General features: G+C 71.4%; 19 protein-coding genes, 5 pseudogenes and 1 riboswitch. Of the genes and pseudogenes, 13 read left to right on the top strand and 11 right to left on the bottom strand.

Going from position 1 to position 23,029, the window contains the following annotated elements; all coding sequences use genetic code 11:
- Nucleotides 1–137, top strand: a pseudogene (locus ACGF8A_RS27450) (2-oxoacid:ferredoxin oxidoreductase subunit beta); the annotation flags it as partial.
- Between the two features lie 31 nt (nt 138–168).
- Here ACGF8A_RS27450 and ACGF8A_RS27445 read toward each other — a convergent pair.
- Nucleotides 169–561: a winged helix-turn-helix transcriptional regulator gene (locus tag ACGF8A_RS27445; RefSeq protein WP_393112668.1), complete on the bottom strand. Its 393-nt coding sequence runs from the start codon at nt 559–561 to the stop codon at nt 169–171.
- Nucleotides 562–661: 100 nt separating this feature from the next.
- On the opposite strand from ACGF8A_RS27445, the gene ACGF8A_RS27440 reads away from it, so the two are divergent.
- The gene (locus tag ACGF8A_RS27440; RefSeq protein WP_393112666.1) at nt 662–1,516 is read left to right on the top strand and encodes an SDR family oxidoreductase; all 855 of its coding nucleotides are present in this window, start codon (nt 662–664) and stop codon (nt 1,514–1,516) included.
- A gap of 111 nt (nt 1,517–1,627) precedes the next feature.
- Nucleotides 1,628–2,644, top strand: coding sequence for an EamA family transporter RarD (gene rarD, locus ACGF8A_RS27435; RefSeq protein WP_393112664.1), 1,017 nt, complete (start codon nt 1,628–1,630; stop codon nt 2,642–2,644).
- 80 nt (nt 2,645–2,724) lie between these two features.
- Here the strand turns inward: rarD and ACGF8A_RS27430 are convergent.
- Nucleotides 2,725–3,804: pseudogene (locus tag ACGF8A_RS27430) on the bottom strand (MFS transporter); the annotation flags it as partial.
- A gap of 169 nt (nt 3,805–3,973) precedes the next feature.
- Here ACGF8A_RS27430 and ACGF8A_RS27425 point away from each other — a divergent pair.
- Nucleotides 3,974–4,417 (top strand): winged helix-turn-helix transcriptional regulator, encoded by a 444-nt coding sequence (locus ACGF8A_RS27425; RefSeq protein ID WP_393112662.1) that lies wholly within the window; start codon nt 3,974–3,976, stop codon nt 4,415–4,417.
- Between the two features lie 91 nt (nt 4,418–4,508).
- On the opposite strand, the gene ACGF8A_RS27420 is transcribed toward ACGF8A_RS27425, so the two are convergent.
- Nucleotides 4,509–5,921 carry a tetratricopeptide repeat protein gene (locus ACGF8A_RS27420; RefSeq protein ID WP_393112660.1) on the bottom strand — a complete coding sequence of 471 codons (1,413 nt, stop codon included), beginning with the start codon at nt 5,919–5,921 and terminating at the stop codon, nt 4,509–4,511.
- A 192-nt stretch (nt 5,922–6,113) separates the two neighbouring features.
- Between ACGF8A_RS27420 and ACGF8A_RS27415 the strand changes: the two genes are divergently transcribed.
- Together ACGF8A_RS27415 and ACGF8A_RS27410 are read left to right on the top strand one after the other, a co-directional pair.
- Complete coding sequence (locus tag ACGF8A_RS27415; RefSeq protein WP_393112658.1) at nt 6,114–6,617, top strand: DUF6668 family protein; 504 nt, start codon at nt 6,114–6,116, stop codon at nt 6,615–6,617.
- A 157-nt stretch (nt 6,618–6,774) separates the two neighbouring features.
- Nucleotides 6,775–7,359, top strand: a complete 585-nt coding sequence (locus ACGF8A_RS27410) for a flavodoxin family protein (protein ID WP_393112656.1) — start codon at nt 6,775–6,777, stop codon at nt 7,357–7,359.
- A gap of 9 nt (nt 7,360–7,368) precedes the next feature.
- Here ACGF8A_RS27410 and ACGF8A_RS27405 read toward each other — a convergent pair.
- The 4 genes and pseudogenes from ACGF8A_RS27405 to ACGF8A_RS27390 all read right to left on the bottom strand — a co-directional run.
- Nucleotides 7,369–7,497: pseudogene (locus ACGF8A_RS27405) on the bottom strand (ABC transporter permease); the annotation flags it as partial.
- A gap of 97 nt (nt 7,498–7,594) precedes the next feature.
- Nucleotides 7,595–7,923 (bottom strand): annotated as a pseudogene (locus ACGF8A_RS27400) (ABC transporter ATP-binding protein); the annotation flags it as partial.
- A 212-nt stretch (nt 7,924–8,135) separates the two neighbouring features.
- Entirely contained in the window at nt 8,136–9,353 is a 1,218-nt protein-coding gene (locus ACGF8A_RS27395) for an outer membrane lipoprotein carrier protein LolA (RefSeq protein WP_393112654.1), read from the bottom strand.
- Between the two features lie 426 nt (nt 9,354–9,779).
- Nucleotides 9,780–10,790, bottom strand: coding sequence for a polyprenyl synthetase family protein (locus ACGF8A_RS27390; protein ID WP_393112652.1), 1,011 nt, complete (start codon nt 10,788–10,790; stop codon nt 9,780–9,782).
- 243 nt (nt 10,791–11,033) lie between these two features.
- Here ACGF8A_RS27390 and ACGF8A_RS27385 point away from each other — a divergent pair, with 243 nt between their 5' ends.
- The 5 genes and pseudogenes from ACGF8A_RS27385 to ACGF8A_RS27365 all read left to right on the top strand — a co-directional run bounded on the left by ACGF8A_RS27385 (nt 11,034) and on the right by ACGF8A_RS27365 (nt 13,804).
- Nucleotides 11,034–11,387: a hypothetical protein gene (locus ACGF8A_RS27385; RefSeq protein ID WP_393112650.1), complete on the top strand. Its 354-nt coding sequence runs from the start codon at nt 11,034–11,036 to the stop codon at nt 11,385–11,387.
- 204 nt (nt 11,388–11,591) lie between these two features.
- Complete coding sequence (locus tag ACGF8A_RS27380; protein ID WP_393112648.1) at nt 11,592–11,903, top strand: hypothetical protein; 312 nt, start codon at nt 11,592–11,594, stop codon at nt 11,901–11,903.
- A gap of 121 nt (nt 11,904–12,024) precedes the next feature.
- Nucleotides 12,025–12,135, top strand: a pseudogene (locus ACGF8A_RS27375) (hypothetical protein); the annotation flags it as partial.
- A gap of 88 nt (nt 12,136–12,223) precedes the next feature.
- Nucleotides 12,224–12,868, top strand: coding sequence for a CocE/NonD family hydrolase C-terminal non-catalytic domain-containing protein (locus ACGF8A_RS27370; protein WP_393112646.1), 645 nt, complete (start codon nt 12,224–12,226; stop codon nt 12,866–12,868).
- Between the two features lie 281 nt (nt 12,869–13,149).
- Nucleotides 13,150–13,327: riboswitch (cyclic di-AMP (ydaO/yuaA leader) on the top strand.
- A gap of 3 nt (nt 13,328–13,330) precedes the next feature.
- Nucleotides 13,331–13,804 carry a transglycosylase SLT domain-containing protein gene (locus ACGF8A_RS27365; protein ID WP_393112644.1) on the top strand — a complete coding sequence of 158 codons (474 nt, stop codon included), beginning with the start codon at nt 13,331–13,333 and terminating at the stop codon, nt 13,802–13,804.
- Here the strand turns inward: ACGF8A_RS27365 and ACGF8A_RS27360 are convergent.
- Nucleotides 13,768–14,646 carry an HAD family hydrolase gene (locus tag ACGF8A_RS27360; protein ID WP_393112642.1) on the bottom strand — a complete coding sequence of 293 codons (879 nt, stop codon included), beginning with the start codon at nt 14,644–14,646 and terminating at the stop codon, nt 13,768–13,770. The genes ACGF8A_RS27365 and ACGF8A_RS27360 overlap by 37 nt on opposite strands.
- 355 nt (nt 14,647–15,001) lie before the next feature.
- On the opposite strand from ACGF8A_RS27360, the gene fahA reads away from it, so the two are divergent.
- Complete coding sequence (gene fahA / locus ACGF8A_RS27355) at nt 15,002–16,213, top strand: fumarylacetoacetase (protein WP_393112640.1); 1,212 nt, start codon at nt 15,002–15,004, stop codon at nt 16,211–16,213.
- A gap of 175 nt (nt 16,214–16,388) precedes the next feature.
- Entirely contained in the window at nt 16,389–17,327 is a 939-nt protein-coding gene (locus ACGF8A_RS27350) for a M56 family metallopeptidase (RefSeq protein ID WP_393112638.1), read from the top strand.
- A 297-nt stretch (nt 17,328–17,624) separates the two neighbouring features.
- On the opposite strand, the gene recQ is transcribed toward ACGF8A_RS27350, so the two are convergent.
- From recQ to ACGF8A_RS27335, 3 genes are all read right to left on the bottom strand, one after another.
- The gene (gene recQ / locus ACGF8A_RS27345; protein ID WP_393112636.1) at nt 17,625–19,607 is read right to left on the bottom strand and encodes a DNA helicase RecQ; all 1,983 of its coding nucleotides are present in this window, start codon (nt 19,605–19,607) and stop codon (nt 17,625–17,627) included.
- 203 nt (nt 19,608–19,810) lie between these two features.
- Nucleotides 19,811–21,460, bottom strand: a complete 1,650-nt coding sequence (gene nuoN / locus ACGF8A_RS27340) for an NADH-quinone oxidoreductase subunit NuoN (RefSeq protein WP_393112634.1) — start codon at nt 21,458–21,460, stop codon at nt 19,811–19,813.
- On the bottom strand, nt 21,457–23,028 hold the full coding sequence (locus tag ACGF8A_RS27335; protein ID WP_393112632.1) for an NADH-quinone oxidoreductase subunit M: 1,572 nt from the start codon (nt 23,026–23,028) through the stop codon (nt 21,457–21,459). Before ACGF8A_RS27335 ends, nuoN begins: the two co-directional genes overlap by 4 nt.
- Nucleotide 23,029 lies beyond the last annotated feature (1 nt).

The following is a 23,029-nucleotide window of genomic DNA, read 5'->3' as shown; positions in this document are numbered from 1 at the left end:
GCGTCTTCCGCGCCGTGCACCGCCCCGTCTACGACACCCGGATGACCGGACAGCTCGACGCCGCCGTCGAGCAGAACGGCAAGGGCGACCTCGCCGCACTCCTCGCCGGCGGCGACACCTGGACCGTCGTCGGCTGAACCCCACGACAGGCGGAGCACAGGCCCGGGCTCAGGCCCGGGCCTTGTCGTATGCCGTGCGCGCCTGCTCCACCTCACCCATCCGCCGCTCGGTCCACAGCGCCAGCTCCCGCACCTGCTCCGCGGCCTCACGGCCGAGTTCGGTGAGGGAGTAGTCGACGCGGGGCGGGATCACGGGTTGCGCGTCGCGGTGGACGAACCCGTCCCGCTCCAGGGTCTGCAGCGTCTGGGTGAGCATCTTCTCGCTCACCTGCCGGACCTCGCCGATGGCCCGGCGCAGCTCGCTGAACCGGTGCGGGCGTTCCATGAGCCGGATCAGCACCAGTACGCCCCAGCGGCTGGTGATGTGCTCCAGAACCAGCCGGTACGGGCACATCGCCTCGCCGTCGGGCCTGCCTGCCGACCCCTTCGCACTCTCTGCCATGCATGTACCTTACTTCAAAGTGGGTACTTTCCATGAGTTAGTGCCCCTCCTAGGGTGAGTGGCAACCCCGCCACACCCACTCGTACGGAGGAAACCCACCATGGGCATCGTCGTCACCGGAGCCACCGGACACCTCGGCCGCCATGTCGTCGAGCAACTGCTGCAGAAGGTCCCGGCCGACCAGATCACCGCCGTCGCCCGGGACGCGGAGAAGGCCCGCGGCCTCGCGGAACGCGGAGTGCGGATCGCGCTCGCCGACTACAACGCGCCCGCGACGTTCGGCACCCTGTTCTCCGCCGGCGACAAGGTGCTGCTCATCTCCGGCAACGAGTTCGACGAGGACCGCGTGGCCCAGCACAAGGTCGTGATCGATGCCGCGAAGGCGGCAGGAGTGGCACTGCTCGCGTACACGAGCGCGCCCGGCAGCCTGACGGCCGCGCTCGCCGACGACCACCGCGCCACGGAGGCTGCCGTGCTGGCATCGGGTCTGCCGTACGTGCTGCTGCGCAACGGCTGGTACCACGAGAACTACACCGAGAACCTCGCCCCCGTGCTGGAGCACGGCGCGGTCGTCGCGGCCGCCGGCGAGGGCCGGGTCGCCTCCGCCTCTCGCGCGGACTTCGCGGCCGCCGCCGTGGCGGTGCTGACCGGCGCGGGGCACGAGAACAGGACGTACGAGCTGAGCGGCGACGAGGCGTGGAGCTTCGCGGAGTACGCGGCCGAGCTGAGCCGGCAGACCGGCAGGGAGATCGCGTACAACCCGGTGCCGTTCGAGACCTATCAGGGCATTCTGACCGGCGCCGGCCTGCCCGAACCGTTCGCCGCGATCCTGGCCGGGGTGGACGAGTCCATCGCGAAGGGCGAGCTGGCGGTGTGCACCGGCGACCTCTCCCGCCTGGCCGGGCGCCCGGCCACACCGCTCTCCGAGGCGATCACCGCCGCGCTCAAGGACTGACCTCGCACCACCGGCCTCTGCCGTCATGACCGTATGGCGATACGGCCATGACAGGCGGGCGTGTCGGGCGCTACCTTCGTGCGGTGGGCTGGAAGCGCGAAGGAGGAGCCGGTGTCCGGAAAGTCGAGGGGCGAGAGCCGCATAGGCCTGCTGAACGGCTTCGCGGCCTACGGGATGTGGGGCCTCGTCCCCCTGTTCTGGCCGCTGCTGAAGCCCGCCGGCTCGGTGGAGATCCTCGCCCACCGGATGGTCTGGTCACTCGCCGTCGTCGCGGTCGCGCTGTTCTTCGTGCGTCGCTGGGGCTGGGCCGGGGAACTGCTGCGGCAGCCGCGGCGCCTCGGGCTCATCACCGTCGCCGCGGCCGTCATCACCGTCAACTGGGGTGTCTACATCTGGGCCGTGAACAACGGCCAGGTCGTCGAGGCCTCCCTCGGCTACTTCATCAACCCGCTGGTCACCATCGCGATGGGCGTGCTGCTGCTGAAGGAGCGGCTGCGGCCCGTGCAGTGGGCGGCGGTCGGGGTCGGCTTCGCGGCCGTGCTCGTCCTCGCCGTCGGCCACGGCGGCCCGCCGTGGGTCTCGCTCGTCCTCGCGCTCTCCTTCGCCACCTACGGCCTCGTGAAGAAGAAGGTGAACCTCAGCGGGCTGGAGTCGCTGACCGCGGAGACCGCCGTCCAGTTCCTGCCCGCGCTCGGCTATCTGGTGTGGCTGAACGCGCACGGCGAGTCGACCTTCCACACCGAGGGCGCCGGGCACGCGGCGCTGCTCGCCGCGACCGGACTCGTGACCGCGCTTCCGCTGGTCTGCTTCGGCGCGGCCGCGATCCGCGTGCCCCTGTCGACGCTGGGGCTGCTGCAGTACCTGGCCCCGGTGTTCCAGTTCGCGCTCGGCGTCCTCTACTTCCGTGAGGCCATGCCGCCCGAGCGCTGGGCCGGGTTCGCACTGGTCTGGCTGGCGCTGACGCTGCTCACCTGGGACGCGCTGCGCGCCGCGCGCCGGGCGGCCCGCGCGCTGAAGGCCGAGAGGATCATGCCTGCCACCACCATCGCGACCGGCACCGTCAGCGCCGCGCGGAAGGCGGAGAGCGTGGCCTCCGGCCCCGAGGCGGTCGTCGAGGCCAAGCCGTAGACGGCGGTCACCGCCGAGATCCCGATCGCCGAGCCGAACTGCGTCGCGGTGTTCAGCAGCCCGCTCGCCAGGCCCTGCTCTTCCTCCGCGACGCCGTCCGTCGCCGCGATGGTCAACGGCCCGTACGCCAGCGCGAACGCGGTGCCCGCGATGATCAGCGTCGGGAACATGGCGGCGTACGACCAGTCCATCCCGACCGGCAGGAACAGCCCGTACGCGACGACCGCCAGCACGAAGCCGCCGAGGATCACGCGGGCGTTGCCGAAGCGGGCGACCAGCTTCGGGGTGAGCGTCGGGGCGAGGACCGCGTCGCAGCCCATGGCGACCAGCGCGATCGCGGTCTGCAGGGACGACCAGCCGCGCAGTTCCTGCAGGTACAGCGTCACCACGAACTGGAATCCGAAGAAGGCGCCGACGAAGAGCAGCGCCCCGAGATCCGCGCGGACGACGGAGCCCTTGCGCAGGATGCCGAGCCGGACCAGTGGCGCAGGGGACCGCCGTTCGACGGCGACGAAGGTGACCGCCAGCGCGGACGCGGCGAGCGCCGCCACGGCGGTGAGCGGCCAGTCGCGCAGTCCGTGTTCCAGCCGTACGACGGTGTAGGCGGCCAGCAGCATGGCGCCGGCGGCGGTGACCGCGCCGGGCAGGTCGAAGCCGCGTCCCTCGCGGCGCACCGCGGCCGACGCGGGCACGAGGCGGACGGCCGCGACCAGCAGCGCGCCCGCCAGCAGCACCGGGGCGAAGAACACCCACCGCCAGCCGATCGCGGTGAGCAGCCCGCCGATGACCAGGCCCAGGGAGAAGCCGCCGGCCGCGGTGCCCGCGAACACCAGCAGGGCCCTGTTGCGCTGCGGGCCTTCCTCGTAGGAGGTGGTGATCAGGGACAGCGCGGCCGGGGTCATGAACGCGGCCGCGACGCCGGTGACGAACCGCGCCAGGACGAGCATCCACCCGTCGGTGGCGAATCCGCCGAGCCCGGAGAAGAGCAGGAAGACGGTCAGCCAGATCAGGAACATCCGGCGGCGGCCGAGCAGGTCCGCGGCCCGTCCGCCGAGCAGGGTGAAGCCGGCGTATCCGAGGACGTACGCGCTCATCACCCAGGCCGCGGTGCCCGTCGACAGCGCGAGGTCGGCCCTGATCGTCGGGATCGCGACGGCCATCATCGCGACGTCGATGCCCTCCAGAAAGATCGTTCCGCACAGCACGAGCAACAGAGCCCAGGCGCGGGTGCCCATGGCAACACTCCAGGAGATAGACAGGGGTCGGTTACCGGAGTGAGGGTCGGTTCCCTCTTGTAACCACGGCCAGCCTGCGGCAGACTCGACAGACATGGAAGTAGGCACTTCTAAGTCACCGAGTAACTGCGAGAGCACCGTGGACTACGGCGACGCGGACCCCTTCCAGTGGGACACCCGCGAGGGCTGCGAGGTGCGGCAGATCCTGGACCGGGTCGCCGACAAGTGGTCGCTGCTCGTCATCGCCCTGCTGGAGAACCGCAGGCTCCGCTTCACCGAACTGCGCCGCGAGATCGACGGCGTCAGCCAGCGCATGCTGACGGTGACGCTGCGCCAGCTGGAGCGGGACGGCCTGGTCACGCGCACGGTCCACCCCGTCGTACCGCCCCGCGTCGAGTACGAGCTCACACCCCTGGGCGGCACCCTGCACGCCACGATCCGGTCCCTGGTGACGTGGACGGAGGAGCACCAGCGGGAGATCGCGGCGGCGCGGGCGGCGTACGACGCACGGGAGACACAGGCCGCCGAGGCCGGGTAGGGCCTGCTCCGCCGGGCAGCTCCACGGGACGGTACGAGATCGAGGACAACAGCGCCCTGGTCCAACGGCTGCGTGTCGCGGCGGGTGCCGCTCAGCCGCCGGACGCCCGGCCCGCCCGCGCGGCGAGGCGGACCATGCGGGCGCGGACCGATTCGAGTTCCTCCACGTCGTCGGCGGCCGGGCCGGCTTCGGCGGCCAACTCGGTCCACAGGCCGAGCAGTTCGTTCCCCAGCTCCAGGCCGAGCTCGGGATCGCGCACGGCTCGCCAGGCCGTGGCCGCGCTGTACACGTTCCCGTAGGCGCCCTCCGCGTCGTGCGTGCGACGGTAACTACGGGCCACGTCCAGGGAGAGCCGGAAGGCACGGACCGGGTCGGCCGCCAGGTAGGCGACGTACGCGGTGAGCTCCAGCAGGTGCAGCAGTTCGGGATGGCCGGGCGGCAGGCCCGCCGACGCCTCGCCCACGGCCTGCTCCGCGAGAGCCGCCGCCGTCTCTATACGCCCCGCCTTCACGGCGTCGCCGATACGGGCAATGGGTCCGGCGAGCAGGGAGGAGGTGGGGCTCGAAACCTCGTCCTCCGGTCCGAGGATGGCTTCGGCGACCGCGTCGAAGCCGCGGGGCGGGGTGGGCCTGGGGTCCGGATCCAGGTCCGCCGCAGCGAGCGGTTCCGGATGCGGCCTCGCGTCCATGACGGGGGGCGGCCCGAACTCGCCCAACGGCTGCGGCTCCTGGATCGCCCGCAGCCGGAAGGTCGGCGCGGAGGCGGGCCCGGCCGCGGAGGCCTGCGGTGTACGCAGCACGTGTGTGGCGCTGTCCTGCGGAGGCCCGGCCGAGGGCTCTGCGGGCGCCTGGTCCGGGGCGGGCCGGGCCGGTGCGGCCGCCTGGGGCGGGTGAGGCGACGCGGGGGCGGGGGCGGGGGCCGGCGGCCGGTCGGGCGAAGCCGGGGCAGCCACCTGGGGTGAGGGCGGCGGCGCGGGCCGCGGCGGCGGAGGTACGGCTTCCTGCACCGGGCCCGTCGCACGGGGCGCGTCGCGCTGAGCCTGACCCACCGGCGCGGGGCGCGGCGGTGTGGATGCGGCTTCCGCCACCGACCCCGAAGGCACCGATACGGCTTCCCCCGCACCACCCGTCGCCACCGATACGGCTTCACCCGCACCACCCGTCGGCACCGATACGGCTTCCCCCGCGCCGCCCGTCGGCACCGGCTCCGCCGTGAAGCAACTGGACCCGTCCGGGTGAACCTCGAGCGGTACGACGTAGCCGATCCGTTCGTCGTGGACCGTGGCGAGGACGGGTCGGCCGGTGGCGAGGGCGATGCGGTGGAGGTGGTTCAGGACCGTCTGCTGGAGCTCCTCGCCGGCCGCCGGGAAGACCGGGACGCCGCCGATCGAGGCGCCGGCGGTGCCGGCGGCGCCCGGTCCGGCGCCGGGCACGCGGACGTCGATCACCGCTCCCCCGTTCCCGTACTGCTGGTCCCGCTTCTTCTCGCGGCCTGGTCGAGACATCGGTTTCCTCACTCGCCGGGGTCCACGCCTCGGCGGACCCTACCGTCGAGTCTCACCGCTTTCGCCCGATACACGCGTCACCGGGGCGTCACAGCATCGTCCCAAGACCGGGCGCCCCCGTCACGGAGCTCTCCGGCGTCGAGCGAAGATCGATGGACGGCGATCGCCGGCCGACGACGGAGAGGAGCGGGCATGCGGACGGGTGCGCGACAGGGACCGGAGATCTGGATCCGCGGCCCGGTGGCCACGGCGCCGGTGCCGGACCCCTCTCCCGTCTCCTCCCGCACGGTCCGGCGCTTCTCCTGGGTCGGCACGCACGGCGGGGCGGGAGTCTCGACACTGGCCACGGTGTACGGCGGTCAGGACTGCGAACGCGCCTGGCCCGGCTCCGACGATCCGCAGTCGGTACTGCTCGTCGCCCGCACGCACGCGACCGGACTGGCCTGCGCCCTCCACGCCCTGGAGCTCTTCCGTCGCGGGGAGGCTCCGGTCGGGCTCGACCTGGACGCCGTCGTCCTGGTCGCCGACGCGCCGGGCCGGCTGCCACGACCTCTCGCCCAGCGGATCAGGCTCATCGAGTCGGTCATCGACGTGTACCGGGTGCCGTGGGTTCCGGCGTGGCGGCTCGGCGACCTGAGCGGACGCCCGCCCCGCGGGACCGAGGCTCTGGTCCGGCTGACAGCGGCGGTTCGCTGACGGACACGCTGACGGACGTCCACCCCTTGGATTCGGCCGCGCCGGTCTTCGTCGGCGGCGGCTCCTTCGGCACTGGACCATCTGCATGCGTGTGCATATACTGCACAAGCGTTTAACCGTCGTACGCCGAACATCTCGGAACCCCTTGGGGGACACCATGACCCGACGCTTCCTCTTCGTACTGGGCAGCAGCCGCAGCGACGGCAACACCGAACTGCTGGCCCGCGCGGCCGCCGATCAGCTGCCCGCCGACGTGCGACAGCAGTGGATCGACCTCGCCGCGCACCCGCTGCCCGACTTCGAGGACCTCCGGCACGACAGCGACCACGTCCGCCCCACCGAAGGCGAGGTCGCGCTGCTGCTCGACGCCACGCTCGCCGCGACGGACATCGTGATCGCCTCCCCGCTCTACTGGTACTCGGTGTCCGCACACGTCAAGCGCTACCTCGACTACTGGTCGGGCTGGCTGCGCACGCCCGGCCTCGACTTCAAGGCGACGCTGGCCGACCGCACGCTCTGGGGCGTCACCGCGCTCGCGCACGAGGAGGCCGAGGTCGCCGACCCGCTCATCGGCACCCTCAGCAACTCGGCCGCCTACATGGGGATGCGCTTCGGCGGGGTCCTGCTCGGCAACGGCAGCAAGCCCGGTGACGTACTGAAGGACACCGAGGCACTCACCCGCGCCAAGACGTTCTTCGCGCAGGAGGCGCCGCTCGCCCGGCTCCCGTACGAGGCCGCGTAGCACCTGTCGCTACGCGGTGATGTCCCTCGCCGTGAACCGCGCCCATGCCGCCGAGCCGAACACGACCGCGTACAGGGCCCGCAGACCGAGGTTGCGTATCAGGTCGTCCCAGTAGACCGGCTCGCGCATCAGGTCGGCGAGCAGCGCGAGGGTACGCCGGCGCCGGAACGTGATGACGAGTTCGCTGCGCAGCACACCGAAGGTCCACAGCGGACCGAGGCGGGACACCGCGACCTCAGCCCGCGGCATCGAAGCCCTCCCGCGTCAGCGCCACGAACGCGTCCTCCAGGGAGCCCCTGCACCCCGAAGCCGCGGTCCCGCACCCCTGCCTCGACCAACGCGGCGTTCAACTCCGCGAGTTCCCCCTCCGGCGGTTCGCCCGTCACCCGGTCCTCGGTGGCCGACACATCGCCCACCCCGCGCTCCTTCAGCACCCGGGCCGCGTCACCGGTGTCCGGCGTGGTCGCCACCAGCCGGCCCCGCGTACCCGCCGCCAGGTCCGTCACCGCACCCTGGACGATCAGCCGTCCTTGGGGTCATCACCGCCGCGTGCGCGCAGACCTGCCGCGGTCCCATGACGGACGTGTCGGCCATGCGTCCCCGATGCCTCGTACGCGTACCCGCGTACCGAACCCATGCCCCGGCACCGAACTCCGGGCTCTCGTCCCGGAGTTCGGTGCCGATCCGGCTCACTTCCCTGGCCGGGCGTTCACCCGGCTCACTTCCCTTGCCGGGCATTCATACAGCTCACTTCCCGGACCTGGCACTCACCCGGCTCACTTCCCGGAGTCGGCCGCCTTCACCAGCGCCTCCTTGGTGACCGCGCCGACGTAGACCTTGCCGTCGTCCGTGATCAGCGCGTTCACCAGGCGGGTCTCGAAGACCGTGCCCGAGCCGAACTTGCCCTTCACCTCGTCGCCCAGCGAGCCCAGGAAGCCGCCCGCGGCACCCAGCTCGCCCATGTCACCGCGTCCTGCGCCGGAGGCCGCGCCCTCGGCACCCGAGTCGAGGACCGCGACGGAGGTCCAGCCCTCGCCTATGACGTTCAGCCCTTCGAGGCCCTCGGCGAGCTCCTCCTCCTCGGGGTGCTGCGAGTGCTCCGGCGCCTCCACGCTGCCCTCCTCGGTCACCTTCGCGCCCTTGGGCGGGGTGAAGTCGAAGGTCGACGCGGCGGGCTTGCCGAAGCTGACCTGCGTGAAGCCCGCGTCCACCACGGCGGCGCCGCCGCTCGCCGGAGTCAGCGTGAACTTCAGCGGCGTCCCCGTCTCGGCGTCCACCGCCACGCTGATCGCGCCCACCGTGGAACCGGACTGCTTCGGCTCGATGACCAGCTTGTAGGCGTCACGGCCGGCCACCTGCGCGGTGCCGTCGACGGTCACGGACGTGGTGTCGTCGACCGCCTTGAGCGCCTCGTCGGTCAGGTCCTGCGGGGTGGCCGGGACCTTCTCCTCGCGCTGCTCGGTGCCCTCGGTCACGGTGCCGTGGTAGACCTCGTTGGACGCGCTGTCGTAACCCCAGACGTCCTTGCCGTTGTGGATCAGGCTGTACTCGGCGGCGTCCTCCAGCAGCGACAGCTTCTGCCTGTCGGGGCCGTCGGCGGCGACGCGCAGGGTGTGGGTGCCGGAGGCCAGCTCGGTCAGCTTGGCCGACGGGTCGGCCGAGGAGCCCTCGCCGCCGGACGGGCTCGCGCCGGACATCAGGTCGCCCTCGAGGCCGCCCAGGTCGGGCAGTCCCAGATCGGTGCTGATCTTCACCGTGCCGGACAGCTGCTGCACGTCCGACGCGGCCATCTTCTCCAGCAGTTCCTGCGCGGTGATCTTCGGCAGGTCGGGGCTGCCGGAGTCGGCGAGAGCGGGGACGAGCCCGATGGTGCCCGCCGCGAGCCCCAGGACCGCCGCCGGGACGACGTACCGGGCGGCCTTGCGCCGCCGTGCCGCGCGCTGTTCGTCCGCGTCGGCCACGGCCGTGGTGTCGTCGGATTCGTACGGTGCCATGTGTGCCTTACCTCCGTCGTAGGCGGCGGCTGTCTCGTCGCGTCCTCGCACGGGTCCCACCTGAGCCGCCATTCTCACCCGGATCGGTGAGGAGTGGTGTGTTCCGTGTTCTCCATATGACCAAATCCGGCGGCATGAAGCGTCAGACCCGGGAGCCAACTCCGTGTACTGCTGCGGTATGACACGACACGACGGCATCTCCCCCGACCCGTAGGGGTACGACGGGGGGTCACAAGTACTACGGGGGTGACGAGGCCGGACGGCCGGCCCTCGATGCCCGGCCCGGCGACCGGCCAGAGGGCACGCACCAGCATCAGGTACCGGCCCCACAGCCCACAGCCCACAGCCCACAGCCCACAGCCCACAGCCAGACCATGCCCCGGTCGGACCCTGCCCCGCTCGGACCACGAGCCCCCCGGAACGGAACTACCCGGCTCGGTGCACCACGGCGTCGCACAGTTCCGTCAGCGCCGCCTTCGCGTCGCACTCGGGCAGCGGGGCGAGTGCCGCCCGCGCCTCCTCCGCGAACCGGACGGTGTCCCGCCGAGCCTGCTCCAGCGCCGGATGCGCACGCAGCGCGGACAGCGCCTCCGCGTGCCGGGCGTCGTCGGTGAGGTCGGAGGCGAGCAGCTCGCACAGCGCGACGTCCTCGGCGAGCCCCAGCCGGGCGGCCCGCTCCCGCAGGCGCAGCACGGGCATCGTCGGGATGCCCTCCCGGAGATCCGTGCCCGGTGTCTTGCCGGACTCGTGCGAGTCGGAGGCGATGTCCAGTACGTCGTCCGCGAGCTGGAAGGCGACGCCCAGCCGCTCCCCGTACTGGGTGAGCACGTCCACCACCGACTCGTCGGCGCCGGACATCATCGCGCCGAACCGGCACGACACCGCCACGAGCGATCCCGTCTTGCCGGCGAGCACGTCGAGGTAGTGCTCGACCGGGTCCCGGCCGTCCGACGGCCCCGCGGTCTCCAGGATCTGACCGGTCACCAGCCGTTCGAACGCCTCGGCCTGCACCCGTACCGCCTCGGGCCCGAGGTCGGCCAGGATGTGCGAGGCGCGGGCGAACAGGAAGTCTCCGGTGAGGACGGCGACGGAGTTGCCCCAGCGGACGTTCGCGCTGGGCACCCCGCGCCGTACCGCGGCCTCGTCCATCACGTCGTCGTGGTAGAGCGTCGCGAGGTGGGTCAGCTCCACCACCACGGCGGAGGGCACGATTCCGGGCGCGTACGGGTCACCGAACCGGGCGGCGAGCATCACGAGCAGCGGCCGGAACCGCTTTCCGCCGGCACGCACCAGATGCTGCGCGGCCTCCGTGATGAACGGGACCTCGCTCTTGGTGGCTTCGAGCAACCCTTCCTCGACAGCCGCCAATCCGGCCTGGACATCGGCTTCCAGAGCCTGGTCCCGCACGCTCAGCCCGAACGGCCCGACGACGGTCACGAGGGGTCTCCTGTCTGCTGGTGTCTACTGGCGATTACGCGGAATGTCGATAGGTCGCTGCCTTCACTCAAGTCAGCGTATCCGGTCACGTTTCGATCACCGAGGCCGCCCACCGTTACACCTCAGGCGGTATCGGATCACGGCGGGTATGTTTTTGATCAGTTGATATGAGCAGATATTTATCGACTCAGCCGGAAGAGGTGCCCCCAGCCCCGCACCGCCGTCGCCGCCGGACCTGAGAGCATGCCGCCGTCCGGCGACGACCGCGCCTTCCCCGTCCGACCCCGGCGCCTGCCCACCCTCTCCCGCCTCGAGGTCCGGGAGCGCTTCTCGTTCCTCGGCGTGCAGGCCGTCCCCGTCCCGCACGCCGCCGGCACGGTCACGAACGGCGGCACGGGCATGTCCACCACGAAGGGCGGCACGGACATCTCCACCGGAACGGATGCTTCCGTCTCGGTCGCCCACGGCACCCTCGCCTGTCCGGTCTCCGTCGCCGCCGGCCGTGTCCCCGGCTTCCACCCCGCCGTGCTCCGATCCGGCATCCCGATCGCCTGCGGGCCCCACGCCATGGCCATGCCCGCCACGGCGACGACCTGAGCTGGCCTGGGCCTGATCGGCGCGGGCAGCGGGCTCCTCACGCCCTACGCGGCCACCACGGGCGGCAGACGCCGCCGCACGCACGCCGGCTTCCCCCTCAGCTGCACGGCCATCGGCATCGGCGCCTCCACGGGCTCTTTGGTCACGGACCGGCCGGGCGGGCGCGAGGGCCGGCACCGGGGCCTCTGGGCTCCCGCGACCGGCATGACGTTCGGCCTGGTCCAGTACTTCATCGGCAGCCGCCACCTGGCCGGGCGCAAACGCGCGACGGAGTGCGCGCTCCCGCCGCGGGCGACACGCCGTGCCGTCCGCCCGGTCACCACGGGGCCGGCACTCGCCGTCGCGCTCGCGGTGCCGGTCGGGGCGTACGACTCGCCGACCAGGGGCCTCGTGGTCGCCCTGCTCCCGCTGGTCTCGATCGCGACCTGCGTGGTCCTCGGCGGCCTGCCCACCCTCGTGATGGCCCTGCCGCCCACCGGACCCCGGCTGCGCCGCACGACGCTCCCGGTCCGCTGAAGCCATCCCTGGGGTCACACTCACGCGCATCCGTACGTCCTTCCCCTGCGAGACGACTCATCAGGACCTCCGTATCCCGCTGCCCGACGGAACACGGTTGTACGCGCGCGTCTGACGCCCGATCACCGGCGAGCCCGTACCCGCGCTCCTGGAGTACCTCCCGTACCGCCTGACCGACTGGACCGCGCGCCGCGGACATCAGCGCCACCCCTGGTACACCGGCCATGGCTACGCCTCCGTCCGCGTCGACGTGCGCGGGCACGGCGACAGCGAGGGCGTCCCGACGGACGTTGTGATGGACCTCTCCGCGCGCGAGGGGCGTGACCGGGTCACGCCGTGGGGCCCCAGGAGCCACCGAGGACGTCACCTTCGAACTCAGCGGCATCGGGTACGCCTTCCCACCCGGCCACCGCATCCGCCTCGCCCTCTCCTGCGCGCACCGGCCCTGGATCTGGCCCCAGCCGGACTCGTCATTTGGCTTCACCGTGGACCCCTGCGGCAGCGCTCTCGAACTGCCGGTACGCGCGCGTGCCGTGGCCCCGCCCCTCACCTCCGACGAACCGGAGCAGTACGGGCCGCTCGGCGTCGCCCACCCGGCCACGCTCGACGAACCGCGCCCGGAGCGGCTGGCCGTGCGGGACGTGGCCAAGGGGGATCGGCGGCCGGAGGCCGACCCGCGCTGCGGCGGCACGCGCATGTACCCCGACGGCCTGGAGTTCACCGAGGACGCGCTGGAGACGTACACCGTCCGCGAGGACGATCCGCTGCCGGCCCGCAGCCGCTCGGACTGGCCTATCCGGCAGCACCGCCCGGAGTTGGCCTGGGACACGACGATCCGCACACGGTCGGAGACCGCCTGCACGGCAGAGCATTCTTTGACCTTGAATAGGGTGATTTGCACCGATAGCGCCGAAGTGGTCTTCCATCGCGCGCGGGAAAAGCGAATTCCACGGACCGCCAGTTAACTAGGATTTGGGCTTATTGCCCGCTTTGCCATTCTTCTGCATGCGCGTGACTTGGCTCACTCGGGCAGCTTCACGATTTCCTTACACGGACCCCGCGACCCGCCTTTGCACACGGCCGAGTTGGCCGTTGCCGAGCGCAAAGGATCAAGAGGGCCAAACAGGCGATTCGAAGATCAAATCCTGTGATAGGTGAAATCGCCACTTGTTTCGGACATGTGCTCTCGCATACGTTCCCGGCCAGTCGGGCGGAACGCCGAATCCTGCCGCCGCCCGAGCCACCCATGACGGACTCACTCACCGCACGGCAGGAGCGGGGGACCCAGGTGGATCGCCGGACCGGAGGCCGTACCGCACGGCACACCGGAACGGCTCGGGGTGAAGTCGCACTCGCAAGAGGCGGCCGGGCACCTCCCCGCCCGAACCCGACAGCTCACCTCGCAGGCGCCGGAGAGGACAGTCCCCATGACTGCAAACGGTCAGCACAGTCGCACCGCCCGCATCGCCCGCAGGCTCGCCGTCGCCGGTACCGGCGCCGCCCTGCTCGCCCTGCCGCTCGTCGGCGCCACCACCGCGTCCGCCGCCACGCCCACGGCCGTCAACTCGGTCAAGACGTACCCGAACAACCTGGACGGCTGGATCCGCCAGTCGCTCGACATCATGGAGCAGCAGGGGATCCCGGGCTCGTACAACGGCATCTACCGCAACATCATGCGTGAGTCGTCCGGCAATCCGAACGCCATCAACAACTGGGACTCCAACGCCGCCAAGGGCACCCCCTCCAAGGGCCTGCTCCAGGTCATCGACCCGACCTTCGCGGCCTACCACGTGCCCGGCACCGCCTACGACCCCTACGACCCGGTCGCCAACATCACCGCCGCCTGCAACTACGCGGCCGACCGCTACGGCTCCATCGACAACGTCTTCGGCCCGTACTGAGCCTCGGCCAGCAGCCGTTCGAGGACGACGGCGACGCCGTCGTCCTCGTTCGACAGGGTGATCTCGTCGGCCACCGCCTTGAGCTCGGGGTGGGCGTTGGCCATGGCGACGCCGTGCGCCGCCCAGTCGAACATGGGGATGTCGTTGGGCATGTCCCCGAAGGCAATGGTCCGTTCCGGGCCGAGGCCCAGGTGCCGGACCGCCAGCGCCAGTCCCGTCGCCTTGGTGATGCCGCACGGCTGGAGCTCGACCGTTCCCGGCCCCGACATGGTGACGGTCGCCAGCGAGCCGACCACCGTGCGGGCCACCGCCGCCAACTCGTCGTCGGACAGGGTCGGATGGCGCAGCAGCACCTTGCTGATCGGCGCGCACCACAGGTCGTCGCGGCGATCGATCCGCACCGCCGGCAGCGTGGGGTGCGGCATGAGATACCCGGGCTCGATCAGGGTGAGCCCGTCGACCCCGTCCTGGTCGACGGCCGCGTGCACCTGTCCGACCTCGGCCTCGATCTTGCCGAGCGCGGTCTCCGCGAGTTCCCGGTCCAGCGTGACGGACCACAGCAGGCGGTCCGCGCCGGCGTCGTACAACTGCGCGCCCTGCCCGCACACCGCGAGCCCCCCGCCGCCCAGGAGCTCCAGCAGCGGTCGCACCCTCGGCGCCGGCCTGCCGGTCACCACCAGATGCCGGGCTCCGGCCGCGCAGACCCGCGCGAGCGCGGCGAGCGAACGGTCCGAGACCGTGTCGTCGCCGCGGAGCAGCGTTCCGTCCAGGTCGGTGGCGATGAGGGCGTAGTCGGCGGGCGCGTACTCAGTGCGCGCGGCATATGCGATGGGTGCGGCCATGATCCGAGAATACGGACACCGGACCCGCACCGTTCATTCCCAACTACCTTCACACCGTCTGCTTTTCACCCCCCCACGTGGTGCCGGGAGGACGTACGCCGGGTTCGTCATCCGTGCCCGCAGGGTGCCGCCTCCTGTTGTCAGTGGCCGGTGCGATGCTTGTTCTCACTGCACTGACGGTTCGGGGGCGGTCGTGGCGACGGGTCGGCGGGACGCTCCGGCACGAAGATGTGGAGCGCCATTCAGGACATTCAGTATCTTCAACGCGTTTCACGCACTGCCCAAGACAGGTGCCGCAGTCGTAACGTGATCAGCGACCGCATGGACCGCGCGTACGAAAGTGAGGCAGCACCCCATGCCCCCCTTCGATGTCCCCGAGGGCGACCCCTTCGGTCCGCACAACCTTCCGTACGGCGTGTTCTCACCCGCCGGGTCCGCCGAACGCACGGTGGGTGTCCGCCTCGGCGGCCACGTCCTCGACGCCGGTGCGGCCGCCCTGGCGCTCGGCTCCCCGTACGCCGAGCTGCTGGCCCGCCCGACCCTCAACCCGCTGCTCGCCGCCGGCCGCACGGCCTGGTCGGACGTCCGGCGCGCGCTCACCGCCTGGGTCACGGTGCCGTCACACCGCGAGTCCCTCGCCCCGCTGATGCACCCCCTGTCCTCGGTGACCCTGCACCTTCCGTTCGAGGTCGCGGACTACGTCGACTTCTACGCGTCCGAGAACCACGCCCGCAACGTCGGCCAGATCTTCCGTCCCGACGCCGCCGACTCCCTCACACCCAACTGGAAGCATCTGCCCATCGGTTACCACGGCCGCTCCGGCACGGTCGTCGTCTCCGGCACCGACGTGGTCCGCCCCTCCGGGCAGCGCAAGGCCCCGGCCGACACCGCGCCGGTCTTCGGTACGTCCGTCCGGCTGGACATCGAGGCCGAGGTCGGCTTCGTGGTCGGCGTCCCGTCCGCGATGGGCACGCCGGTGCCGCAGTCCGGCTTCCGCGACCACGTCTTCGGCCTGTGCCTGCTGAACGACTGGTCCGCCCGCGACATCCAGGCCTGGGAGTACGTCCCTCTCGGCCCGTTCCTCGGCAAGTCCTTCGCCACCTCGGTGTCGGCGTGGATCACCCCGCTGGACGCGCTGGACGAGGCGCGGGTGGCTCCGCCCGAACGGACGCACCCCCTGCTGCCGTACCTGGACGACTCCGAGGAGGAGCCCGGCGGCTACGACCTGCGTATCTCCGTCGCCCTCAACGGCCACGTCGTCTCGGAGCCGCCCTTCTCCACCATGTACTGGACGGCCGCGCAGCAACTCGCCCACATGACCGTCAACGGCGCATCCCTGCGCACCGGCGACCTGTACGGCTCGGGCACCGTCAGCGGCCCGGCCGAGGGGGAACGCGGCTCACTCCTGGAGCTGACCTGGAACGGCCGCGACGCCCTCGAACTGCCCGACGGCAAGCGCACCTTCCTGGAGGACGGCGACGTCGTGACCATGACCGCCTGGGCCCCGGGGGCCGGCGGGGTACGCGTCGGGCTCGGTGAGGTCACGGGACGTGTCGTGGCGGGGTGAGGTTTACGCGACAGCGACGGCTTCGGCGCTGACTCCGGCCGCCCGGCACCGTCATACTGACGGACGGGCGGTGCGCGCCACGTACGGCGCGGACACGTGAGGCGTACGGCGCGCGACCGCCGCCCGCACCGCACCCCAGCCGCCCCACTCCCGACCAGGATCCGGAGCCCGTGGCATGACCCTCTGCCTGCTCCTGCTGAGCGTCGTCGCCCTGACGGCCGCCGTACCGGCCCCTCGTACGCTGGTCCGCGCCGCGTGGCCCGAACGGGAGCCCGTCATCGGGCTGTGGGTGTGGCAGTGCCTGGTCGCCACCGTCCTGCTGTGCTGTCTGACCGCGCTGGTCCTGGGCGCGGCGGCCGTCTTCCAGACCGTGCGGGACCAGGTCTTCGCGCCCGCCCCGCCGAGCGTCGCCGCCGCCTACGACCTCTCGGCGGCGCCGCCCTGGGCCGCCGCGCTGACCCTGTCGCTGGCCTGCGGCGCCGCGTGGACCACGGCGATGCTCGTGCGCGAGCTGTTCGAGGCCCGGCGCCGCCGCGGCCGGGCCCGCGCACACCTGCGGGAACGCGCCCCCGACCTGCCGGCCGGCCTGCCCGCTGTCCGGGGACCGCTGCTCGTCCTGGAGGACGAGTATCCCGACGCCTGGTGGATGCCGGGCAGTCCGCCCCAGCTGATCGTCACCACCGGTGCGCTGCACCGGCTCACCGACCACCAGCTCGACGCCGTCCTCACCCACGAGCGCGGCCATGCCCGCGCCCGACACGACTGGCTGCTGCACCTGTCCACCGCGCTGGCCACCGGCTTCCCGCGCGTTCCCCTCTTCGCCCACTTCTGCGACCAGACCCACCGCCTGGTCGAACTCTCCGCCGACGACACGGCCTCCCGCCGGTGCGGCCACCTGACCACGGCGCTCGCCCTGATCGAACTCAACCAGCACCGGGGCGTCCTCTCCTGCGCCTCCAGCCACCGCCTCCTGGGCGAACGCGTGGACCGTCTGCTGGAGCCGCCCGCCCGACTGGACCGCCGGCACCGGGCCCTGACGACGACCGCGGCGGCACTGGTCCCCCTGCTCCCCCTGCTGATCACCTTCGCCCCCGGCCTGACGGCACTGTCGTAACGCCGCGCGACCGACCCGATCAAGACAGCCCGGCCCTTCCCCGTCCCAGGACGCGGCCGCCTGAAGGCGGGCCCGCCGACGCATCCGCCCGAGTGCGGGCCCGACGGCGCGACCGCCTGACGCCGGACGCCGAGGTCCGCCACGCCGCCGTACCGCCGTCACCGCCACCCGGGCACGGAGAACGCCGGGCGGCGGTCAGCCACCCCCGTGCACGGCGCCCCGATCGCGGCGTCAGGGCCCACGCGGTGCGGGCGGCGCGGGAAGCCTGGGCCGCGTGCGCCGCCCGCACCCCGCCCCCTACATCCAGTCGTCCGGCTCCGACTCCCGCTCCGACTCCGACTCCGGCCAGTCGTCCGCACCCTGCTCCCCGGTCGGCGTCGCCGCGCCGCCGGGTGATCCGTCCAGGGAGGCCAGCACCGCCAGCACACCCTCCCCGTACGTCACCCGCTTCTTCTCTCCGACCCCGCTGATGCCGCCGAGCTCGGCCACCGACTTCGGCCACGCCACAGCGATCTCCCGCAGCGTGGCGTCGTGGAAGATGACATAGGCCGGGACGCCTTGCTCCCGGGCCTGCTCGGCGCGCCAGGCGCGCAACGCCTCGAAGGCGGGCAGCAGTTCCTCGGGGAGTTCCACCGCCGCGGCCTTCGACTTGCGCTCGCTCCGCCCGGACGGGGAGGACCCCGCCCGCGAACTCACCGGCTTCTTCGGCTCCTTGCGCAGCGGCACCTCCCGCTCCCGCCGCAGCACCGCACCGCTGGCCTCGGTCAGCACCAGCGTGCCGTACTCCCCCTCGACCGCGAGCAGGCCCTGGGCCAGCAACTGCCGGACGACGCCCCGCCACTCGCCCTCGGTCAGCTCCTCGCCGATGCCGAAGACGGAGAGCTGGTCGTGGTCGAACTGGATCACCTTTGCGGTGCGCTTGCCGAGCAGGATGTCGACGATCTGCACCGCGCCGAACTTCTGCCCCCGCTCCCGCTGCAACCGCACCACCGTCGACAGCACCTTCTGCGCCGCCACGGTGCCGTCCCAGGTCTCGGGCGGCGTGAGGCAGGTGTCGCAGTTGCCGCAGCCGGCCTCGTCCGGGTCCTGGCCGAAGTAGGCGAGCAGCTGACCCCGGCGGCACTGCGCCGTCTCGCACAGCGCCAGCATCGCGTCCAGGTGCGCGGCCGCCCGCCGCTGGAACGCCTCGTCGCCCTCGCCGGACTGGATCAGCTTGCGCTGCTGTATGACGTCGTTGAGGCCGTAGGCCATCCAGGCGGTGGACGGCAGCCCGTCCCGCCCGGCCCGGCCCGTCTCCTGGTAGTACCCCTCCACCGACTTCGGCAGGTCCAGGTGGGCCACGAACCGTACGTCCGGCTTGTCGATGCCCATCCCGAAGGCGATCGTCGCCACGACGACCAGCCCCTCCTCCCGCAGGAACCGGGACTGGTGCGCCGCACGCGTACCCGCGTCCAGTCCCGCGTGGTAGGGCACCGCCTCGATTCCGTTCCTGCTCAGGAACTCGGCCGTCGACTCCACCGACTTCCTGGACAGGCAGTACACGATCCCCGCGTCGCCCGCGTGCTCCTCCCGCAGGAAGCTCAGCAGCTGCTTCTTGGGGTCCGCCTTGGGCACGATCCGGTACTGGATGTTCGGGCGGTCGAAGCTCGCCACGAAGTGCCGCGCCGTCGGCATGTGCAGCCGCTGGGTGATCTCCTGGTGCGTGGCGCGCGTGGCGGTCGCCGTGAGCGCGATCCGCGGGACGTCGGGCCAGCGCTCTCCGAGCAGCGACAGCGTCAGATAGTCGGGCCGGAAGTCATGGCCCCACTGGGACACGCAGTGCGCCTCGTCGATCGCGAAGACGGAGATCTTCCCGCGGGAGAGCAGCTCCAGCGTGGCGTCGAGCCGCAGCCGCTCCGGCGCCAGGTAGAGCAGGTCGAGCTCACCGGCGACGTACTCGGCTTCCACCACCCGGCGCTCGTCGAAATCCTGCGTCGAGTTCATGAACCCGGCCCGCACGCCCAGTGCCCGCAGCGCGTCGACCTGGTCCTGCATCAGGGCGATGAGCGGCGACACGACGATGCCCGTACCCGGTCTGACCAGGGCCGGAATCTGATAGCAGAGCGACTTCCCGCCACCGGTCGGCATGAGCACGACGGCGTCGCCACCGGCCACCACATGCTCGATGACCGCTTCCTGCTCCCCACGAAAAGCCTCGTACCCGAAGACCTTGTGGAGCGCTGCCAACGCCTCGCTGTCAGCTACCGCCGCCATGGCACCTACCCCGCCTGTCCCACCCATCGCCGTGCCCCCGTACGTCGGATCTCGACCACTGCGTCCACGATAGGCGCCGCCACCGACAGCCCCGGAGTTATCCACAGGCTTTCCCCGTCTCATCCCGCACCCGGTCGGACAGGCGAGCGCTGTGATCGGCTCCGGTCACCCCGGACAGCAGGAACGGCCCTCCCCGATGAAACGAGAAGGGCCGCCGTGGACGGGATGCGTCAGCGCACGAACACCCCCGCATCACCCGCCAGCTCCAGGAAGTACTGGGGCGCCACACCCAGCACCAGCGTGACCGCCACGCCCACGCCGATCGCCGTCACCGTCAACGGCGACGGCACGGCCACCGTCGGCCCCTCCGGCCTCGGGTCGCTGAAGAACATGAGCACGATCACCCGGATGTAGAAGAACGCGGCGATCGCCGACGAGATCACACCGATCACCACCAGCGGCGCGGCCCCGCCCTCCGCCGCCGCCTTGAACACGGCGAACTTCCCGGCGAACCCGGAGGTCAGCGGGATTCCGGCGAAGGCCAGCAGGAACACCGCGAACACGGCCGCCACCAGTGGCGACCTGCGGCCGAGCCCGGCCCACTTGGACAGATGGGTCGCCTCGCCGCCGGCGTCGCGCACCAGCGTCACCACCGCGAACGCGCCGATCGTCACGAACGAGTACGCCAGCAGGTAGAAGAGCACCGAGGACACACCGTCCGGCGTCGTCGCGATGACACCCGCGAGGATGAAGCCCGCGTGCGCGATCGACGAGTACGCCAGCAGCCGCTTGATGTCGGTCTGCGTGATCGCGACGATCGCGCCGCCCAGCATGGTGACGATCGCGACGCCCCACATCACCGGCCGCCAGTCCCAGCGCAGGCCGGGCAGCACGACGTACAGGATCCGCAGCAGAGCGCCGAACGCGGCCACCTTGGTCGCCGCCGCCATGAAGCCGGTCACGGGTGTCGGCGCGCCCTGGTACACGTCCGGCGTCCACATGTGGAACGGCACCGCGCCCACCTTGAACAGCAGCCCCATCACGATCAGCGCGGTGCCGATCAGCAGCAGCACGTCGTTGCCCATGGTGTTCGCCAGGGCGGGGCTGATGTCGGTGATGGTGCCGTCCACGACCTGCGCGATCGTGCCGTAGGACATCGAGCCCGAGTAGCCGTACAGCATCGCGATCCCGAACAGCGTGAACGCCGAGGCGAACGCGCCGAGCAGGAAGTACTTGACCGCGGCCTCCTGCGACATGACCCGCTTGCGGCGGGCCAGGGCGCACATCAGGTACAGCGGCAGCGAGAAGACCTCCAGCGCCACGAACAGCGTCAGCAGGTCGTTGGCCGCGGGGAACAGCAGCATGCCGGAGACCGCGAAGAGCAGCAGCGGGAAGACCTCGGTGGTGGTGAAGCCCGCCTTGATCGCGGCCTTCTCGCTGTCGCTGCCGGGCACGGACGCCGCCTGCGCGGCGAAGGAGTCGACCCGGTTGCCGTGTGCGGCGGGGTCCAGCCGCCGCTCGGCGAAGGTGAACAGGGCGACCAGCCCGGACAGCAGGATCGTGCCCTGCAGGAACAGCGCCGGCCCGTCGACCGCGATCGCGCCCATCGCCGCGATCTGCGCCTTCGTGGTGCCGTACCCGTCCGCCGCGAGGGCGACGACCGCGGCGAAGCCGGCGGCCAGACCCACCGCGGACACGAACATCTGCGCGTAGTACCGGGACTTGCGCGGGACGAACGCCTCGACCAGCACCCCGATGATCGCCGCGCCGATCACGATCAGCATGGGCGACAGCTGGGCGTACTCGATCTTCGGCGCGTCGATCTTGCCGATGGGATCGGCCGCGGTTGTCCACAGGCTGTGGACGGCTGTTGCACTCACTTGGCCGCCTCCACCTCAGGCCGGGGGTCCTGCTTGTGTACGTCGGACATGGTCTGCTTCACCGCCGGGTTGACGATGTCCGTGACGGGCTTCGGGTACACGCCCAGGAAGATCAGCAACGCGACCAGCGGGGCGACGACCACGAGTTCACGCACCCTGAGGTCCGGCATCGCGGAGACCTCCGGCTTCACCGGGCCCGTCATCGTCCGCTGGTACAGGACGAGGGTGTAGAGCGCGGCGAGCACGATGCCGAAGGTGGCGATGATGCCGATCACCGGGTAGCGCGCGAACGTGCCCACCAGGACCAGGAATTCACTGACGAAGGGCGCGAGGCCGGGCAGCGACAGGGTCGCCAGGCCACCGATCAGGAAGGTGCCGGCCAGCACCGGGGCGACCTTCTGGACTCCGCCGTAGTCCGCGATGAGCCGCGAACCGCGCCGCGAGATCAGGAAGCCGGCCACCAGCATCAGCGCGGCTGTCGAGATGCCGTGGTTGACCATGTACAGCGTGGCGCCGGACTGGCCCTGGCTGGTCATGGCGAAGATGCCCATGATGATGAAGCCGAAGTGCGAGATCGACGCGTACGCGATCAGACGCTTCATGTCACGCTGGCCGACCGCGAGCAGCGCGCCGTAGACGATGCTGATCAGCGCCAGGACGAGGATCGCGGGCGTCGCCCACTTCGAGGCCTCCGGGAACAGCTGGAGGCAGAAGCGGAGCATCGCGAAGGTGCCCACCTTGTCCACGACCGCCGTGATCAGGACGGCCACCGGCGCCGTGGACTCCTGCATGGCGTTGGGCAGCCACGTGTGCAGTGGCCACAGCGGAGCCTTCACCGCGAAGGCGAAGAAGAAGCCGAGGAACAGCCATCGTTCGGTGCCGGCCGACATCTCCAGCGAGCCGTTGGCACGGGCCTCGGCGATCTCGGTGAGGGAGAAGTTCCCGGCGACCACGTAGAGGCCGATCACCGCGGCCAGCATGATCAGACCGCCGGCCAGGTTGTAGAGCAGGAACTTCACCGCGGCGTAGGACCGCTGCGTCGACGCGACCTGCTCGCCGTGCTCGTGGGCACGGTCCCCGAAGCCTCCGATGAGGAAGTACATCGGGATGAGCATGGCCTCGAAGAAGATGTAGAAGAGGAAGACGTCGGTGGCCTCGAAGGAGAGGATCACCATCGCCTCGACGGCCAGGATCAGCGCGAAGAAGCCCTGCGTGGGCCGCCACCGCCTGCTGCCGGTCTCCAACGGGTCTGCGTCGTGCCAGCCCGCGAGGATGATGAACGGGATCAGCAGCGCCGTGAGCGCGATGAGCGCCACGCCGATGCCGTCCACACCCAGCTCGTAGCGGACGCCGAAGTCCGCGATCCAGGCGTGCGACTCGGTGAGCTGGTAACGGTCGCCGTCCGGGTCGAACCGGACCAGCACCGTGACGGCGAGGGCGAGCGTGGCGAGCGAGAACAGCAGCGCCAGCCACTTGGCGGCGGTGCGCCGCGCGGCCGGGACGGCGGCCGTGGCGATCGCCCCGAGCGCCGGGAGCGCCGCTGTCGCTGTCAGCAGAGGAAAGGACATC

The sequence above is a fragment of the Streptomyces sp. NPDC047706 genome (assembly GCF_043204795.1).
Classification (GTDB): Bacteria; Actinomycetota; Actinomycetes; order Streptomycetales; family Streptomycetaceae; genus Streptomyces.
Note: the sequence above shows the minus strand (reverse complement) of the source record. Positions and strands in the feature narration are given on the sequence as shown.

What these genes read in the sequence shown, in the direction of transcription:
- ACGF8A_RS27445 (WP_393112668.1), bottom strand. Translation starts at nt 561, where the DNA reads ATGGCAGAGAGTGCGAAGGGGTCGGCAGGCAGGCCCGACGGCGAGGCG.
- ACGF8A_RS27440 (WP_393112666.1), top strand. Translation starts at nt 662, where the DNA reads ATGGGCATCGTCGTCACCGGAGCCACCGGACACCTCGGCCGCCATGTC.
- ACGF8A_RS27425 (WP_393112662.1), top strand. Translation starts at nt 3,974, where the DNA reads ATGGAAGTAGGCACTTCTAAGTCACCGAGTAACTGCGAGAGCACCGTG.
- ACGF8A_RS27420 (WP_393112660.1), bottom strand. Translation starts at nt 5,921, where the DNA reads ATGTCTCGACCAGGCCGCGAGAAGAAGCGGGACCAGCAGTACGGGAAC.
- ACGF8A_RS27415 (WP_393112658.1), top strand. Translation starts at nt 6,114, where the DNA reads ATGCGGACGGGTGCGCGACAGGGACCGGAGATCTGGATCCGCGGCCCG.
- ACGF8A_RS27410 (WP_393112656.1), top strand. Translation starts at nt 6,775, where the DNA reads ATGACCCGACGCTTCCTCTTCGTACTGGGCAGCAGCCGCAGCGACGGC.
- ACGF8A_RS27395 (WP_393112654.1), bottom strand. Translation starts at nt 9,353, where the DNA reads ATGGCACCGTACGAATCCGACGACACCACGGCCGTGGCCGACGCGGAC.
- ACGF8A_RS27385 (WP_393112650.1), top strand. Translation starts at nt 11,034, where the DNA reads ATGCCGCCGTCCGGCGACGACCGCGCCTTCCCCGTCCGACCCCGGCGC.
- ACGF8A_RS27380 (WP_393112648.1), top strand. Translation starts at nt 11,592, where the DNA reads ATGACGTTCGGCCTGGTCCAGTACTTCATCGGCAGCCGCCACCTGGCC.
- ACGF8A_RS27365 (WP_393112644.1), top strand. Translation starts at nt 13,331, where the DNA reads ATGACTGCAAACGGTCAGCACAGTCGCACCGCCCGCATCGCCCGCAGG.
- ACGF8A_RS27360 (WP_393112642.1), bottom strand. Translation starts at nt 14,646, where the DNA reads ATGGCCGCACCCATCGCATATGCCGCGCGCACTGAGTACGCGCCCGCC.
- fahA (WP_393112640.1), top strand. Translation starts at nt 15,002, where the DNA reads ATGCCCCCCTTCGATGTCCCCGAGGGCGACCCCTTCGGTCCGCACAAC.
- ACGF8A_RS27350 (WP_393112638.1), top strand. Translation starts at nt 16,389, where the DNA reads ATGACCCTCTGCCTGCTCCTGCTGAGCGTCGTCGCCCTGACGGCCGCC.
- recQ (WP_393112636.1), bottom strand. Translation starts at nt 19,607, where the DNA reads ATGGGTGGGACAGGCGGGGTAGGTGCCATGGCGGCGGTAGCTGACAGC.
- ACGF8A_RS27335 (WP_393112632.1), bottom strand. Translation starts at nt 23,028, where the DNA reads ATGTCCTTTCCTCTGCTGACAGCGACAGCGGCGCTCCCGGCGCTCGGG.